At 35.3% G+C, this 15,298-nt stretch carries 15 protein-coding genes; 8 read left to right on the forward strand and 7 right to left on the reverse strand.

From position 1 onward, the window contains the following. The first annotated feature begins 109 nt into the window (after positions 1–109). Both H9635_RS13915 and H9635_RS13920 read left to right on the forward strand, forming a co-directional pair. Entirely contained in the window at positions 110–667 is a 558-nt protein-coding gene (locus H9635_RS13915; RefSeq protein WP_191700919.1) for a thioredoxin family protein, read from the forward strand. A 168-nt stretch (positions 668–835) separates the two neighbouring features. Beyond that, positions 836–1,747 carry a diacylglycerol kinase gene (locus H9635_RS13920; RefSeq protein WP_191700920.1) on the forward strand — a complete coding sequence of 304 codons (912 nt, stop codon included), beginning with the start codon at positions 836–838 and terminating at the stop codon, positions 1,745–1,747. 144 nt (positions 1,748–1,891) lie between these two features. Here H9635_RS13920 and H9635_RS13925 read toward each other — a convergent pair whose 3' ends face one another. Next, positions 1,892–3,577: a methyl-accepting chemotaxis protein gene (locus tag H9635_RS13925; protein WP_191700921.1), complete on the reverse strand. Its 1,686-nt coding sequence runs from the start codon at positions 3,575–3,577 to the stop codon at positions 1,892–1,894. Between the two features lie 189 nt (positions 3,578–3,766). Between H9635_RS13925 and rlmD the strand changes: the two genes are divergently transcribed. Then, on the forward strand, positions 3,767–5,131 hold the full coding sequence (gene rlmD / locus H9635_RS13930; RefSeq protein ID WP_191700922.1) for a 23S rRNA (uracil(1939)-C(5))-methyltransferase RlmD: 1,365 nt from the start codon (positions 3,767–3,769) through the stop codon (positions 5,129–5,131). Between the two features lie 290 nt (positions 5,132–5,421). Then, the gene (locus tag H9635_RS13935; RefSeq protein ID WP_191700923.1) at positions 5,422–5,601 is read left to right on the forward strand and encodes a hypothetical protein; all 180 of its coding nucleotides are present in this window, start codon (positions 5,422–5,424) and stop codon (positions 5,599–5,601) included. 251 nt (positions 5,602–5,852) lie between these two features. Here H9635_RS13935 and H9635_RS13940 read toward each other — a convergent pair whose 3' ends face one another. Further along, a complete protein-coding gene (locus H9635_RS13940; protein ID WP_191700924.1) occupies positions 5,853–6,539 on the reverse strand; it encodes a type 1 glutamine amidotransferase domain-containing protein in 687 nt (228 codons plus the stop codon). Positions 6,540–6,613: 74 nt separating this feature from the next. On the opposite strand from H9635_RS13940, the gene H9635_RS13945 reads away from it, so the two are divergent. Then, on the forward strand, positions 6,614–6,967 hold the full coding sequence (locus tag H9635_RS13945) for a MerR family transcriptional regulator (RefSeq protein WP_191700925.1): 354 nt from the start codon (positions 6,614–6,616) through the stop codon (positions 6,965–6,967). 163 nt (positions 6,968–7,130) lie between these two features. On the opposite strand, the gene H9635_RS13950 is transcribed toward H9635_RS13945, so the two are convergent. The 3 genes from H9635_RS13950 to H9635_RS13960 form a co-directional block, all read right to left on the reverse strand. Then, complete coding sequence (locus H9635_RS13950) at positions 7,131–8,099, reverse strand: NAD(P)-dependent alcohol dehydrogenase (protein WP_191700926.1); 969 nt, start codon at positions 8,097–8,099, stop codon at positions 7,131–7,133. Between the two features lie 406 nt (positions 8,100–8,505). Further along, complete coding sequence (locus H9635_RS13955; RefSeq protein WP_191700927.1) at positions 8,506–8,934, reverse strand: MarR family winged helix-turn-helix transcriptional regulator; 429 nt, start codon at positions 8,932–8,934, stop codon at positions 8,506–8,508. A gap of 259 nt (positions 8,935–9,193) precedes the next feature. After that, a complete protein-coding gene (locus H9635_RS13960; protein ID WP_191700928.1) occupies positions 9,194–9,823 on the reverse strand; it encodes a nitroreductase family protein in 630 nt (209 codons plus the stop codon). Between the two features lie 196 nt (positions 9,824–10,019). Here H9635_RS13960 and H9635_RS13965 point away from each other — a divergent pair, with 196 nt between their 5' ends. After that, a complete protein-coding gene (locus H9635_RS13965; protein ID WP_191700929.1) occupies positions 10,020–10,577 on the forward strand; it encodes a CotY/CotZ family spore coat protein in 558 nt (185 codons plus the stop codon). A gap of 55 nt (positions 10,578–10,632) precedes the next feature. Here the strand turns inward: H9635_RS13965 and H9635_RS13970 are convergent, their stop codons facing one another. Continuing rightward, positions 10,633–10,998 (reverse strand): dehydrogenase, encoded by a 366-nt coding sequence (locus H9635_RS13970; RefSeq protein ID WP_191700930.1) that lies wholly within the window; start codon positions 10,996–10,998, stop codon positions 10,633–10,635. An 11-nt stretch (positions 10,999–11,009) separates the two neighbouring features. Beyond that, on the reverse strand, positions 11,010–12,197 hold the full coding sequence (locus H9635_RS13975; protein WP_191701031.1) for a ParM/StbA family protein: 1,188 nt from the start codon (positions 12,195–12,197) through the stop codon (positions 11,010–11,012). Positions 12,198–12,352: 155 nt separating this feature from the next. Between H9635_RS13975 and H9635_RS13980 the strand changes: the two genes are divergently transcribed. Together H9635_RS13980 and H9635_RS13985 are read left to right on the forward strand one after the other, a co-directional pair. Beyond that, entirely contained in the window at positions 12,353–13,111 is a 759-nt protein-coding gene (locus H9635_RS13980) for a CsxC family protein (RefSeq protein WP_191700931.1), read from the forward strand. A gap of 126 nt (positions 13,112–13,237) precedes the next feature. After that, complete coding sequence (locus tag H9635_RS13985) at positions 13,238–14,962, forward strand: hypothetical protein (RefSeq protein ID WP_191700932.1); 1,725 nt, start codon at positions 13,238–13,240, stop codon at positions 14,960–14,962. The last annotated feature ends 336 nt before the right edge of the window (positions 14,963–15,298 follow it).

Here is a 15,298-nt window from a genome sequence, read left to right on the forward strand (position 1 = left end):
TGAAGGCGTTTATTGTATAGAATAATTTCTTTTATACTGATTCATAAAACTTTCTTTTTATTATAAAAAAAGGCAGAATAAGAGTAATTATCGGAAAGGTGGTTTATTAATGAAAACAGAACAGCAATATTTTGAAGAAAGTATTTCGATGAAAGATTATATGAATGAAATGTCCCAGTTAAAAGAACAGAGCTTTATGATTTATGACAGCTTTGTACTACCAGGAGATACAGATTTTATTGAGAAGGTGAAAAATGCTAACCTCCATATATTAGCGATAACGGAAGACTGGTGCGGGGATGCTATGATTAACAACCCAATCATTCGCAAAGTGGCAGAAGCCGCAAATATAGATATCCGCACAGCTTTACGTGATGCTGATACAGATTTAATTGACCGCTATTTAACAAATGGTGGACGTGCTATTCCAATGTATTTAATTTTAAATGAATCCGGGGAAGTGATTACAACTTGGGGGCCACGTGCACCACAATTGCAACAGCTTGTAATGGATATGCGTGCAACTTTGCCGGAGAAGGAAGATCCAACATTTGAAGATGCACAAAAAGACTTATACGAAAACATGCGCAAACAATATGTAGAAAACTCACAGCTTTGGAGCTATGTGTACGAAGATTTCAAAAAGAAAGTAAATACAGTTTTATAATATCTCTGTGTTAAAAGGGAGTTCTTACTATATAATTATAGTAGGAACTTTTTTCTATTTTAAACGTATTATTGAAGAGATAAGCGAATAACTATGGTTGCTTTTGTAAAACATTGAGAAGTATACTTTGAACAGAATGAAAATTAAATTAATCAGGATGAGATCAAAATGAGAAGAGCAAGAATTATATATAACCCAACTTCTGGTAGAGAGGCATTTAAAAAGCACCTCCCTGAAGTATTAGAAAAATTAGAGATAGCGGGCTACGAAACTTCCTGTCATGCGACAACTTGTGAAGGGGATGCCAGAGAAGCTGCATTAGAGGCAGTACGCCGTGAATTTGACGTAGTAATTGCAGTGGGTGGAGATGGAACATTAAATGAGGTAGTGGCAGGTATTAGCCAATGCGATAAACGTCCAAAGCTTGGATTAATACCAATGGGGACGACCAATGACTTTGCACGTGCGGTCCATATACCGCGAAATGTAGAAGATGCGCTCGATATTATAATTGCCGGGGATACTATCCCAGTCGATGTCGGTATTTTAAATGAGGACCGCTATTTCATTAATATTGCGGCAGGTGGTCGTATTACCGAACTGACTTATGAAGTACCGAGTAAAATGAAGACACTGCTTGGACAAATGGCTTATTATTTAAAAGCAATTGAAATGATTCCTTCAATTAAGGCTACACATATGAGAATTGAAATGGATGAAGAAGTGTTTGAAGGAAATGCCATGATGTTCTTATGCGGACTAACGAATTCAGTTGGCGGGTTTGAGAAAATTGCCCCAGATGCATCAATCAATGATGGTCTGTTTACAGTAATGATTTTAAAGGAATGCAATATTGCAGATTTCATACGAATTGCATCGCTTGCTTTACGCGGTGAACATTTATCGGACGAGCGTCTCATCTACCGAAAAGCGAGTCGGGTTTCCGTAACTTCTGAACAGGAAGTCCACTTGAATTTAGATGGAGAGTACGGCGGAGATGCACCTGCAAAATTCCAAAACTTAAAACGTCATATTGAAGTATTTGCGCCAATAGATGATTTACGGGAAATCGATAAATAAAGAGAACTAATTTAGCCAAACTTACAAGGATGTGTAAAATACCCTTGTAAGTTTTTTTATGTTGTTTAGTTGTTATAATTACCTGTCCCTAATAAAAAATAACCCTTCTCTTAACAGCTTACACCGTTAGGAGAAGGGCTTCTATTATAGTTTAAATTTATCCATGCTGTGCTGCAACTGTGTAGCCTGTTCTGCTAACTGTTTTGATAGCTCTTCCATTTGTAAAACGACCTCTGCTTGAAGTTTAGTAGCATTTGCTACTTGTTCAACATTAGCGGTTGTTTTTTCAGCACCCTGAGAAATTTCTACCACCGATGCGGATACCTCCTCTGAGCTTGCGGAAATTTGTTGCGATGTCGCAGAAATATGTTCTACACGAGCTGACATCGAATGAATATTATTTGTAATTGAATGGAATGCCTGACCAGCACGATCAATAACGATGACACCATCATTCGCACAGTGAAGGCTATTTTCTACTGCTTCACTCATATTTTGGGTATTGAATTGAATGTTCTCAATTAAACCGGCTATACTACTAGCGGAATTTTTGGATTGCTCAGCAAGCTTTCTTACCTCATCTGCCACCACCGCAAAACCTTTACCATGCTCGCCAGCTCTTGCTGCTTCAATTGCTGCATTTAGTGCGAGTAAATTCGTCTGGTCAGCAATATTAGTAATCGCATTCGTAATTGTACTAATTTGGTCGGATTGTTCGATTAGTACATTGGAAAGCTTTGAAATGGATTGAGTAGATTCATATACTGTTTCCATTTGCTGTGTCGCTTCGTCAATAATTTTCACACCATCAGAGGCTGCCTGTGCTAAAGCGACAGAACCACTATGAAGGTCTTGAGTAGCTGAAGCAATGGAATTAATACCTTGGGAAGTTTCATCAACTGCGAGTGCACTTTCGCTTGCCCCAACTGTCATCGTTTCCGCTGTCTTAGCCGTATGTGTAATCAGCTTATTAATTTGTGCTGTTTCTGATGAAATACTATGACTATTTTTCATTAGGGCATCAGCAGAAGTACTAAGTTTATCGGAATTATGCTGAATGCTCACTAATAGCTCTTCGAAATTACGCTGTAACAATATAAAGGCTTGTGAAAGCATTCCGAGTTCATCTTTTGTTTGAATAGATTTATGAGTAACTTTTAGGTTGCCGTTTGCGATTTCCTCTATATCTTTTGTAATAACTTGAAGAGGGAATGTGATGCCGCGTTTTATATACACCATATAAATTGTAATTACTACAATTGTTATAAATATAAAAATAACTGACAAAATAGTCGAAAGAGAAATCAAATTTTGAGTACCGTCCACCATTTTATCTAATTCAGCTTCTTCAATTTGCTCGATCTTTTCTGCCTGCTCACTAATAAACGTACTAGAATATGTATAGTCTCCATTCACTATTGTAAGCGCAGTTGAAATATCACGTTGCTGTACGGCAGAAGTGACCTGTTCAAGTTGCTGTATACTAGTCTGTGACTGATTTTGTATGTTAGTAATAATAGAAGTAACTTCAGGTAATGTATTTGCACTTTGTACCTCGTCAATTAATTGACCTAATTGTGAAGTATGATCCGTCAGTAAGTCTAGATTTTTTTGGGAAGGATCGACAGTATAGGCACGGGCGTATATCCCTTGGGAAAGTAAGTGCTGCTGTATTTCATTAATACGTTGAACCTGGGCCATTTGTACGTCTACCGCTTTCGAAACTTCATTACCAATTCTATAAAATTGAATGGTAGCAAAACCAATCGATAAAATCAGCAAAGTTCCAATTATAATGAAGCCAACATTGAGTTTTTTTCGAACTGACATAATTTTGGTCTCCTTATAGTTTATATTTCTAAATCTTTCTATGTGCTAAATTATATAGGTAATGGTTGTCGATTTCTATAACAAAAGTAACAAAAAGAAATATAAGGAAAATCGTTCGAAAGTATAATGAGTGCAATTTATAAGGTGCGTGGTACAATAAAGAGATTGAATTGAGAGGAAGAATAGAATATGTCAGCACCAATTAAAAAGAATGATCGTACAACGCTTTATATAGAAGATTTAACACATGATGGCAATGGCGTCGCAAAAATTGACGGTTATCCATTATTTATCCAAGGTGCACTTCCGGGAGAAACAGCAGAAGTGCATGTTTTAAAAACTTTAAAAAACTACGGATTTGCTAAAGTAGTCAACTTACTTGAAAAATCTCCTGACCGCGTTGAAGCACCATGTGTATATTTTGATCAGTGTGGCGGTTGCCAGTTACAGCACCTTTCATACGAAGGCCAATTGAAGTGGAAGCAAAACATGGTTGCAAACGTCATGAAACGCTTAGGGAAAATTGACGCACCTGTCCATCCAGTAAAAGGAATGGATAATCCTTGGCATTACCGCAACAAATCCCAAATTCCATTCGCACAAAATGAGGCGGGCGAAATGGTGGCGGGCTTCTATAAAACGAAGTCACACTCAATCGTGGATATGGAGCGCTGTTTAATCCAAACAGGGGAAGCAGATACAGTAATGGCTGACTTAAAACGCGAATTAGAAATTATAGGTGTTCGTCCATATGATGAAAAATCCCATCAGGGAATGCTTCGTCACGTTGTCGTTCGCAAAGGACGAGCTACTGGAGAAGTAATGGTTGTACTCGTAACGAAGTCTAAAAAGTTCCCACAGGCAAGCGTGGTAATTGAAAAAATCCTTGAGCTTATATCAAACGTCACATCAATTGTTCAAAACGTAAACAGCGAAAAAACAAATGTCATTTTCGGCAATGAAACATTTACGCTTTGGGGCAAGGATACTATTGAAGATACAATTGGCAATGTCCGTTTTGAAATTTCAGCACGCTCGTTTTATCAGGTAAATCCGATACAAACAGAAGTGCTGTATAAACAGGCGTTGGACTATGCACAATTGACAGGCGATGAGCGCGTAATTGATGCTTATTGCGGAATCGGCTCAATCTCACTGTTTTTAGCACAGAAGGCAGGACATGTAATGGGTGTTGAAATTGTCGAGCAAGCAATTGAAGATGCTAAGCGAAATGCTGAATTGAATGGCTTTACGAACACATACTTTGAGGCAGGACCTGCAGAGGAAGTCATCCCTCGCTGGTATAAAGAAGGTAAAGAGGCTGATGTATTAGTAGTAGACCCACCCCGTAAAGGCTGTGATGAGGCGCTGCTGAATACGATTATCGAACAAAAACCTAAACGTGTAGTATATGTGTCTTGTAACCCTGCAACACTTGCCCGTGATCTTCGTATTTTAGAAGATGGCGGCTATAAAACACAGGAAGTACAGCCAGTCGACATGTTCCCGCATACGACGCATTGTGAAGCAGTTGCTTGGTTGGAGTTAGTTTAATAATTTATAAAGAGCGGATTCTGTATTTGGAATTCGCTTTTTCTTATTGTTATAAAAAACTGTAAAATAATCAGACCGAGCAAATTGAATAATTTATAAAGGGCATTTATAGATATTGAAAACATAGCTTGTTACCGATGGGATTCTATTGCCTCGTTGCTATCACTAGTTATTACCTTTTTTTGGTTCTAAAGATTTATTTCATAAATAGTAAAATAGGTTGTAAAAATTGTTATTCTAATATATTATTTAGAAAATACATAAAAATCATATTATTAGGAGTTCATTAGATGACTATTGAAACAGCTCAGATGCATAAAGAAAAGGCGCATATTGTAGAACAGTTAAGGCCAGTAAGAATTGAAACAGAAGATTCAAAAATTGAACAAACACCGATTCATAATTTAGATGAAGTAAACAATCTATACTCAGTTAATGGCCATCTTCAAAAGTGGCGTTCTGTGCTTTAAATTTAGTAAATAAAATGACTCTGGAGTGTGATTGCAGCTTTTAAGGAGAGCCCAATAGCACTGATGTACTTAATCATCAGTAGGAAAGGGTTTTTAACAATGAGTATTTCAAAATAAAAAATTCTAAAAAAACAAAAGAGGGCTAGGTCCTACAATTGTAGGACCTAGCCAACTACATAAACGACCAACACCAATGTGTTGCCACAACCCCTGTAAGAAGATGCTTAAACGTAATTTTACATAAGTAAAGATTAAAGTGATTTTAATAATTTAATTACATCTTCGGCAACTGCGCCACCTGATGCGGGATTTTGTCCTGTAACAATACGATTATCAGTTACAGTGAATACTGACCAATCATCACCTTTTACGTAATTTGCCCCTTTACGAACAAGTTCATCTTCAGCTAAAAATGGAACGACTTTATCTAGTCCAACAGCTATTTCTTCTGTGTTAGTAAAGCCAGTTACTTTAGTATCTTTAATTAGAAGTTCACCGTCATCATTTTTAATGTTTAATAACGCTACAACTCCATGACAAACGGCAGAAACAACGCCACCGTTAGCGTAAATAGCACTTGCAATGTTTTGCAAGTTTTCATCTTCTGCGAAATCCCACATAACTCCATGACCACCTGCATAATAGATAGCAGCATAATCATTTGGGTTAATAGAGTCAGCAGGCAAAGTATTGCTTAGCTTATTTAAGAAATTAGTATTTGTGTAATACTCCCAATCTAATTCGGTCATTTGATCCGGTTGCAAACTGTGCGGGTCAAGTGGTGTATAACCGCCTTTTGGACTCACATAATCAATTTCATACCCTGCTTTTTCTATTTCAGCTGCAAAGTGAACAGCTTCTCCTAACCATAATCCTGTTGCACGTTCTAAATTGGGATACTTAGAGGTATTCGTTACTACTAATAAAATCTTTTTCATTATACAATCTCCTTTAAGTTTGATACTATCAAGCTTATAGGTTAAACCATACTTTAAGTCAAGGAGGACACCTCGTGTATACAATTCAACAAGCGAGCCTCTTAATTGAAATACCTGCAAGTTCAATTCGATACTATGAAAAAGTAAATTTAATTCCACCAATAAAAAGAAATGAACAAGGGCATCGAATTTTTGATGAACAAGCCATTGAACTTTTAAAGTTAATTAAATGTTTTCGAAGTCTAGGCATGTCAATTGAGGATATAAGAGAAAATATATCAACGCTGAATATAGAACAGGAAGAGATTAATACACAAGCAATATTAATTCAGCACAAGAAAAAACTAGAAGAGCAAATTGATATTTTAAATTCTTTTATTAATGAAATTGATCAGAAAATTACTATTAAAATATCAGATACAGATTAAAAATAATCTTTTATAATTAAGCTGAGTGATTCAACTACATCATTCGTTTTTTTATTGTTTTAAAAATCTCATTGATTTAGCTCAAATTAAATAAAGATGTGCCAAGAGTTACTTTTATATGAAAGTGAAAAATTAGATAATGCAATGTGTATGTTGGCACACATTATAAAGTAATCACTACTTTACCTTGAGCGTGACCTTCTTGAAAATATTTGAATGCTTCCGTTATTTCGCTTAACTTAAACCGTTTATCAATTATTGGTTTTACTTTTCCAATCTCAAGTAACTCTTTTACAACATTTAAATCATTTTGGTTTGCTCTTTGTAACAGGCTACTTATTTTCTTATTCCCAGTTAATGAAATAAAAGGTCCAAGAAATAATGTTTGATAAAGTTGAGACTCGGAACCTCCTACGTGAACAAATTTCCCATTTAGTTTAAGTACATGTCTATATACTGAAATGGAATTAGAACCGTTCACGCCAAGAACCAAATCATAACGTTCCTTATGTTGGGCGAGATCATCTTCTGTGTAATCAATGATATAATCTGCTCCTATAGAACGTAATATTTCAACGTTTCGTGTACTACATACCCCAGTTACTTCAGCACCAAATGATTTAGCAATTTGTACCGCAAAAGTACCAACGCCTCCAGATGCGCCATAAATTAATACTTTGTGCCCCGATTTAATTTCACCTTTATCACGTAGTCCTTGTAAGGCAGTCACGCCTGCCATAGGAGACGCAGCTGCTTCATCAAAGGAGATATTGGTTGGCTTTAAGGCTAAAGCATTTTCAGGAACCGTAACATATTCAGCAAAACCACCCCAGCCACAACCAGATAGGTCACCAAATACTTCATCACCTACTTTAAAATGCTGAATGTTTTCACCAACAGCTTCCACTGTACCAGCTATATCGCCCCCTGGAATTGAATATTTCGGTTTGGTTAATCCGAAGGCAAATCGGGCTAAAAAGGGTTTGCCTTTCAAAAGAACTAAATTACCAAAGTTTAAAGATGCTGCTTGAACCTTAACTAATACTTGATCCTTGGTAGGCCAAGGTTTTTTAACCTCCTTTAATTCAAGTACATCGGGTGAACCATATTTTTCACAAACGATCGCCTTCATTAAAATTCCCTCCAAATGGGGTATTTGTTTAACATCTTATTTTCAAAATCAAAAACAACATCATCTTAAGTCTTTGCATTATGATTTATAAAGTATATAAAAATTATTCTAATAACATTCCAAAGTGAGAATTAGGGAAAACTAAAGAAGGATAGGTTCTACAAATGTAGGCCTAACCAATTACTAAAAATCATCTCTTAGAAGTTTGTTAACATACAGCTTCCATACATCTTCAAAACCTTTCTTTATAGTACTGGGCCAGATCGGCGAGGGAATTGTACATATTAAGTAGAGTCAGAGGGGAATGGATATGCATACCGTTTAGAATGAATAAAGGCTTAGAGATATATTCTCTAAGCCTTTCATTATTGAAACGTACGGGATCGAAGCTACATAAAAACTAACATTAGAGCTTCTCCACATTATGATTTAAGCGCATAAGAAATTGCTTAAGTTGCTGTAATTCGCTGTCTGAAAAATCCTCGTAGAGATCATTCAGAAATTGATCGTTAAACATTGTACAACCTTCCAATAATGCTCGTCCTTTATCGGAAATCGTTACAAGTACTTCACGGTTGTTTTTTTCATTACGCTTGCGTTCGACATATTGCTGTTCTTCAAGCAACTTTAAATGACGAGTAATGGCCGATTGGTCGATAGCTAAGGACTCTTGTAGTACCTTTTGTGTAACACTACCCTTTTTAATTAAAGAAACTAAAATTTCATATCTAGTTAAACTAACTTCTGTTCTTTTTTCAAAAATTTGCGTTACGTGACGGTCCAATCTTTTTAAACTCATAATCATTTGCTTTTTATCATCCAAACAAACTTCCATACTAACCCTCCTCACAATGAATATTCTTCGTTTTACGCTCACAAATACTTGATTTATATAGAAGAATTTAGGTATCTAATTATATACACCAATTGCTCTTGTTTCCTCAAGTTTGGTCGTTTTGTCTGATGCCTATATGTTAGCATTTCCGTTCATTTGGATAAAGGATAAAAAAATTCAAACTTACGTAGATTACATAATTTAATGCTATTGAGATACGGGTCAGTAACAGGCCTTTTGAAAATCCCTCTAAAAACCCTTAGCTAGAAAAACGAATAATTTGTTCGAATGGTAAACGTGATGAATTACGCGCTGGCATAGCAGCCTTTCCGATCGCAATTAAAATCATCGGCAGCTCATTAGCAGGCAGTTCATATTTTTTAGCAAAGGCTGCTTTATCAAAGCCGCCCATTATTACTGTATCATAGCCCATATCCTTCGCTAAAAGTACAATTTGCATAGAAATTAGACCTGAATCTAAATGGGCAATATTACTGCGTTCAGCATCAGAAAAATTGCTATACGCCGCTTCAGAATTGGAAATCATCATATCGGCAATCTCACGTGGCATATATCCCAACTCAACATTTAAATCGTTAATTTGCTTAGCGTTTTTATACATTTCAATATCGCCGATTACCGCAATAATTGCTGATGATGTTTCGATTTGCTCCTGATTAAAACCGGCAGTGCGTAATTCTTTCTTTTGCTCTGGATCATCAATAACTAGGAAGCGCCAAGGCTGTAAGTTACTCGATGATGGAGCGGATGTTGCCTGTTCTAAAATATGTTGAATTTTTTCGCGAGGAATTGTAACACCAGGCTCATATTTACGTACTGATTTACGTTCTTCCATTAATTTTTCTAAAGCTGTTTTTTGTTGTAACATATATTTCACCCTTTTTGTTAGAATTGGAATCGGATTCATTATAGTTGATTGGTCAACGATTGACAAGTCATGTGTTTGGCAGGTAATTTTGTGATAGTGTAATTTGCTCCGTTCTAATAGGCAAAGTGTTCAAGCACAATGCTTTATCGTTCCATATGATAAAAAGAATAACGATAATTTATGAGGAGTGAAGAACATGTATAACCTTGAAAAAGAGAGTCATTATGATGAGGAGTATTTTCCAACTCATAAAGAAGAAGGACATTGCAAAGGTAACTGCCATAACGGAAAAAATAAAGGTGCTTGTGTCGAAGAAGTTCTTGAAGCAATTTTAAAAGCGCAAAGAAAAGTTGAGAAAGAACATGAGAAGAAGTGTTCTTCCTGTGATGAATCATTTGAAGAACTTTTAGAAGAGCCTAAAAAGTTTAATAAAAATACAATCCCGTTTATTTTGTATTGTGGATGTTCGCCATTTAAAGCGGAAGGGGTAGCTGCTTGTCCGGTAGGATTGAAGGATAAGAAGTTCGTATGTATTACTAGCTTTGTTTTCAAAATTAGGGAGTTAAAAGGCAATTGCGCTGAATTGGAACTTCTAACATTTAAACCAAAAAGAGACCGATGCGGAAAGATCCATAGCCCTTGTGATCAAATCAATCATCAGTATGTTGACGATCTAATGAAAACAGGGATTTGCATCACTGTTGATTTATCCTGCTTCTGTGCCATTTCAACATTGCCTGCTGTACGACTATAGAATCCTTTATGGTCTTATAATAGGTGAACTCCCCCCTCAAGTTCACCTATATTATTTATCCTCCAAAAACCTCCAGAATATCATCAACTTCCTTTAAATCTAATTCGGTTGTTTTTGGCTGTGCACTTTTCTTTGGATTGCTTACATAGGCTTTATTTAATTGATTACCCTGCAACATTTGTTTGATTTCGGCTAATTCCATTAATATATCTTTATTTGATTCCCTTTTTTTATTTGGGTGAAAATATTCAGTAAGAGCAGATAATACTAAATGAATGAGGGTCTGATTTTCGGTATGGTATTCAATTTGATTGAAGATTTCTGTTGAAACTTCCACTGTCTCACCATTTTTAACATCAATAAAATGTGATGGAACTGTTAGTGCTGTATGATTAAAGTAATCTGTATATAATTTAGCCATTTCCATCACCTCTAACTTCTCGTGGAGAGGAGGTTTTCATTTTCTTGTTCTATTTTTATTTGCTTCATTTTTGCAAGAATCATTAAGCCTTGAACATTTAATTTTTCCATATTTTCAGGGAATGTTAATTGGATTGGTCGTCCTCTATCAGCCCAGCGAACAGCAACTTCCTGGATTTGCTTCTGTGCTAGTTTGGCTGCACCCCCGACTGCAATATATCGCGTAGCTCCTTTAATCTCGCTTGAACTGCTTCTAACACGATCAAAGTATTCCAAGTACTTTATGGCCATGGATTTTAACTGTGGAATTATATATTTACTTATATCTTTTCTAACACCTGCAAAAGGCTCCACATACCATTCTGATTGTCCTGCAGCCAGTTTTTCTTCTAATTCCGCACGTGAATCAAATTTATATAATTCATTTTTACTTACCTTTTGAATAATATTATCGAGAAATTGATTGATGCCAAATGTTTCTCCTTCTACAGAAGCAACTGGTTTATTATTCTTAATTCCAACAAAATCAACAGAATCTCCACCTAGATCGCCAATAATAATCCCTTTCTGTGAATCCTTCACTAGATCATCATCTTTGATTACCAGCGTTTCTTGATCTCGTGTTAATCCAAGATAAGCACAAGCACCTTCCGCACCGATAATGACATCTTCCACATACAATTTGACTGTTAATTCTTTCGGTTCTGCAATACCTGGTACCTTATGAAAAATTACTGTATGTGTTCCGATTAAGCGTTGTCTAAATTTATCTTTCATTTCCTTATATTGAGTAGTTGGCAGTGATACGGCTAGTTGATCAATGTGATAGTGTATTTCAGTTTCGTTAGGATTTGTGCAAATAGCGTGAAATGCAGCTAGACCAAATAAGAGAATATAAGTACGATCTTCGTCCACTTTTTGATTATTAAATCCGGTTAAACTTACATCGCGTTGTTTAGTGGCTGCCTTACCAATATAGTATATTTCCCTTTTGTCGATAATGGCATGGCTTTTGAGTTCAATGATAAGATTTTCCTCAAATTTTATATCTCCTTCATCATAAGGTTTTTCATAGAACCCTTCATCATATAAAGAGATTGCATTTGGTAGCTGGTAATCCAAATAATATCCGTCATCGGATGACAAAGCTTTATACCAGCTATTCCCGCAATCAACCGCAAGAAAGTTTTTCCCGTCCATTTTCTCACTCACCTCTCTTTCAATTGTATGCAGAGCAATAGCCCATTCGTGCCTGTACTATTTAATTTCATGCTTAATATGATTTTAGGCAATAGCCCAAAGGATGGGCATTTAGCCCGCATATGATGCACTAATTGAAATTTAGGAGGGGCAAGATGTACGAAGATAAAAAAAACGATGTATGTGATTTCCCATTAAACTTAAGTGAATGTGATAATAAACCTCATAAACCCAATGTAAGTATAGGGAAAATATATACGAAAGTACCTGTTGTATTAGCTGAACTCACTCTTCAAGTAAATTTAGATGCCTGTATTAAATTTCCTACGCATGTCTTGGAAATAAAAGATGTTAAAAAACAGATTAAATTAGTACAATGCAGGTTACTTTTACCAACGAATAAATTATTCGTTAAAGGGTTTGTACGAAAAAATATTCAATACGCGAGCCCAAATTTAGAACCGGATTGTAATTTAAAATCGATTTCTTCCAGTATAAATTCGTTAACGGTGGATATTCCTTTTAGCTGTGTAACTGAAATCAAACATTATTTGAGAAAACCTGTTCAGCCTGCAGTCAACAAACGGAGTGAATTCGACTTTTTGATTTCGGATTCATTGCCAAGTGGTTTTCCGGAAAAAGATGAATTTCTATCAAGTGATTTATCTCAATTTCATCAAAACTCCACTCAATATTACAATGAATTACCATTTTGCGAGTTAGTTTCAAGTAATATTATTGAATGGGATGAGGCAATTAATCGGTCTCCCTTGCCAAAGAATGCTCCTATTGGTGAAGGGGTCTTTACTCAAGTTGAAGAAAAGATGGTCGTTGATATAACGTTAAAAGTACTTCAAAATCAGCAAATTCGGGTGTCCTCAACAACAAACGATGATTGTGATGACTATTGTTAAGCACTTACTCCAGCAATATGAATTTTTAAATTTCACTACTGTATATTTAATGGAGTAAAAGGGATTTTAGTCTTTCTAAAGGAGGGGAAAGGAGGGAATGTTTATGAGCATTCCTTCCATTAAGCGATGAATAATTTTCGAAATCCATATGTAGACCCCGACTCATTTCAAAATAAGGTTTATGATAATTATAAAAATCAAACTATTCCCCAGGACATTCATTTCTCTTTTAACAATCAGGGAGAATTCGAAGAGCGGAAAACCCAGCATAGTCGAAAAAATAAACAAGCTGATAAAATCCTAAAAAATGCCATCTATATAAATAATCAATTAGAAAGCATAACGGACCCAAAACCGGTTATGTTTTCACCACCTAAAGTTGACTCCATACAAAACCCTTTAAATGAAGATCCTGTAGATAAGTTAATAGTTAATAATAATCAAAATAAAAAAACAGAAAATGAAAAAATGGACAAGAAAGATGTAGTTTCCGATTTATTCGAGGAATTTTCTAATATGCTTGAAGATAATCCTTCTATACAAGAAGAATTTACAACTAATCAGGAAAATCCATTTGATAATGATACTGCATTAATTACGCAGGAAAGCACATCTATGCCTGAAAATAAATTAGCTGTTGATAACAATAATGCGGATACTGAAAACAGTGTTCAAACAAAAAACGAAAATTCCAGAATGCTATTTGCTGAATTTCATTCGATGCTAGATAAGCGTAACAATGATTTAATATCTGAAGAGGAGAATAATAAATCATTCAATAATAAAGACACTATTGATGAAAAAGTGCTCCTCATGTTTTTAGAAAATGATGAGATGCAAGAAGAAGACTTGTATAGTGATAGGAATGAAGAAAATATGGATGCGTTAAATGAAATTACCGATCCTATTGAAGAAAAATTCCTAACTATGCTTTCAGAAAATGATGAATTGCAGGAAGAAAATCAGGACATCACCATGTTTGAAGAAGAGGTTGATGAATTGAATGAAACTGCCGACCTTATTGAAGAAAAATTTCTCACCATGCTTACAGAAAGTGATGAATTGCAGGGGAAAAAGAGCGATGAATTACTTGAAAAAAAGCAAGACAATCAAATGAATGAAGAAGATATTAGTGAATTGAATGAAACTACTGAAACTATTGAAGATGAATATTTTACTATGCTTACAGAAAGCGATGAGCTGCAAGAAGAAAAGCAAGACAGTTTATTTCCAAGCTTGGAAGAGAAAAAATCTGGTGAAAAAGAAGCTTTATCAAATTTTAGGGACATCCATTTTATTAATAATATTGATAAGAGAAATACAGCAACTGTAAAGATGAAAGTATTACTGTCTAGATTGGAAACAGAAATAGATATTGTCGAAACAGTTAAATTGTTAAGGCCAATTGAAAATATAGGAAAAGTTGAATGGTCCATACAATCTCTTGATTGTAAAGTTGTATTACCTTCAAAAACAGTCTTTCTAAAAGGTGAATTCGTCGCAGATATTGAATTTAGCAACAAAGGATTGGGAAGTAGAATACAATCAATTAAAGTCTCTATTCCATGGTCCAAAACATCAAGTATTAATTGGTTAGCCGTCCCGGATTACCCTCATAGTAGCCAAAATGAATTTCAGTTCCAATCTCATAATGAACATACATCCAGTTTCCATTATGAATCTCACCATAAATTTTCAGAACCTATTCATAGTCATTTAAAACAAACTGATTTTGTTTGGCACCAAGAATTAAATTCAAAAGATAAGCATCTTCAAGTGAATGGTGTTGCTCAATTGTCTATTGATTTTGTGCAGGAACAATATATAGAACTGGATTGCTACTCGAAATGACATTGAGTAGCTTTTTTTATGGGGGAAGGAGGACAGGCTTTTTTTACATAAAAATGTGTTAATTTGACACATTAAAAGCTTGGAATTTCAGTTAAGTATAATTCATTACAGACCATAAGAGCTTATTTCTAGAATCAAAATTAGAGTGAAAAAGATTGACCTTAAGTTTAATGAATTACTAAAAGTTTTCCAAAATTGAATCATCTGACTATTTGACTGGCCTACGTCCTAAAATCATCCGTTCATATGTTAGGAATGTAGAGTGAATAACTCTAACAAAATTGAAAGGGGTTTAGATAATGACAGATCAACATTATTCAAGTAATGATGGCTTTC

It is taken from the genome of Solibacillus faecavium (assembly GCF_014836905.1).
Lineage (GTDB): Bacteria > Bacillota > Bacilli > Bacillales_A > Planococcaceae > Solibacillus > Solibacillus faecavium.

Bases quoted from the DNA above. Each gene is read 5' to 3' on its own strand.
- H9635_RS13980 (WP_191700931.1), top strand. From the start codon at position 12,353: ATGTACGAAGATAAAAAAAACGATGTATGTGATTTCCCATTAAACTTA.
- H9635_RS13920 (WP_191700920.1), top strand. From the start codon at position 836: ATGAGAAGAGCAAGAATTATATATAACCCAACTTCTGGTAGAGAGGCA.
- H9635_RS13975 (WP_191701031.1), bottom strand. From the start codon at position 12,197: ATGGACGGGAAAAACTTTCTTGCGGTTGATTGCGGGAATAGCTGGTAT.
- rlmD (WP_191700922.1), top strand. From the start codon at position 3,767: ATGTCAGCACCAATTAAAAAGAATGATCGTACAACGCTTTATATAGAA.
- H9635_RS13915 (WP_191700919.1), top strand. From the start codon at position 110: ATGAAAACAGAACAGCAATATTTTGAAGAAAGTATTTCGATGAAAGAT.
- H9635_RS13925 (WP_191700921.1), bottom strand. From the start codon at position 3,577: ATGTCAGTTCGAAAAAAACTCAATGTTGGCTTCATTATAATTGGAACT.
- H9635_RS13985 (WP_191700932.1), top strand. From the start codon at position 13,238: ATGAATAATTTTCGAAATCCATATGTAGACCCCGACTCATTTCAAAAT.
- H9635_RS13955 (WP_191700927.1), bottom strand. From the start codon at position 8,934: ATGGAAGTTTGTTTGGATGATAAAAAGCAAATGATTATGAGTTTAAAA.
- H9635_RS13950 (WP_191700926.1), bottom strand. From the start codon at position 8,099: ATGAAGGCGATCGTTTGTGAAAAATATGGTTCACCCGATGTACTTGAA.
- H9635_RS13970 (WP_191700930.1), bottom strand. From the start codon at position 10,998: ATGGCTAAATTATATACAGATTACTTTAATCATACAGCACTAACAGTT.
- H9635_RS13935 (WP_191700923.1), top strand. From the start codon at position 5,422: ATGACTATTGAAACAGCTCAGATGCATAAAGAAAAGGCGCATATTGTA.
- H9635_RS13960 (WP_191700928.1), bottom strand. From the start codon at position 9,823: ATGTTACAACAAAAAACAGCTTTAGAAAAATTAATGGAAGAACGTAAA.
- H9635_RS13940 (WP_191700924.1), bottom strand. From the start codon at position 6,539: ATGAAAAAGATTTTATTAGTAGTAACGAATACCTCTAAGTATCCCAAT.
- H9635_RS13965 (WP_191700929.1), top strand. From the start codon at position 10,020: ATGTATAACCTTGAAAAAGAGAGTCATTATGATGAGGAGTATTTTCCA.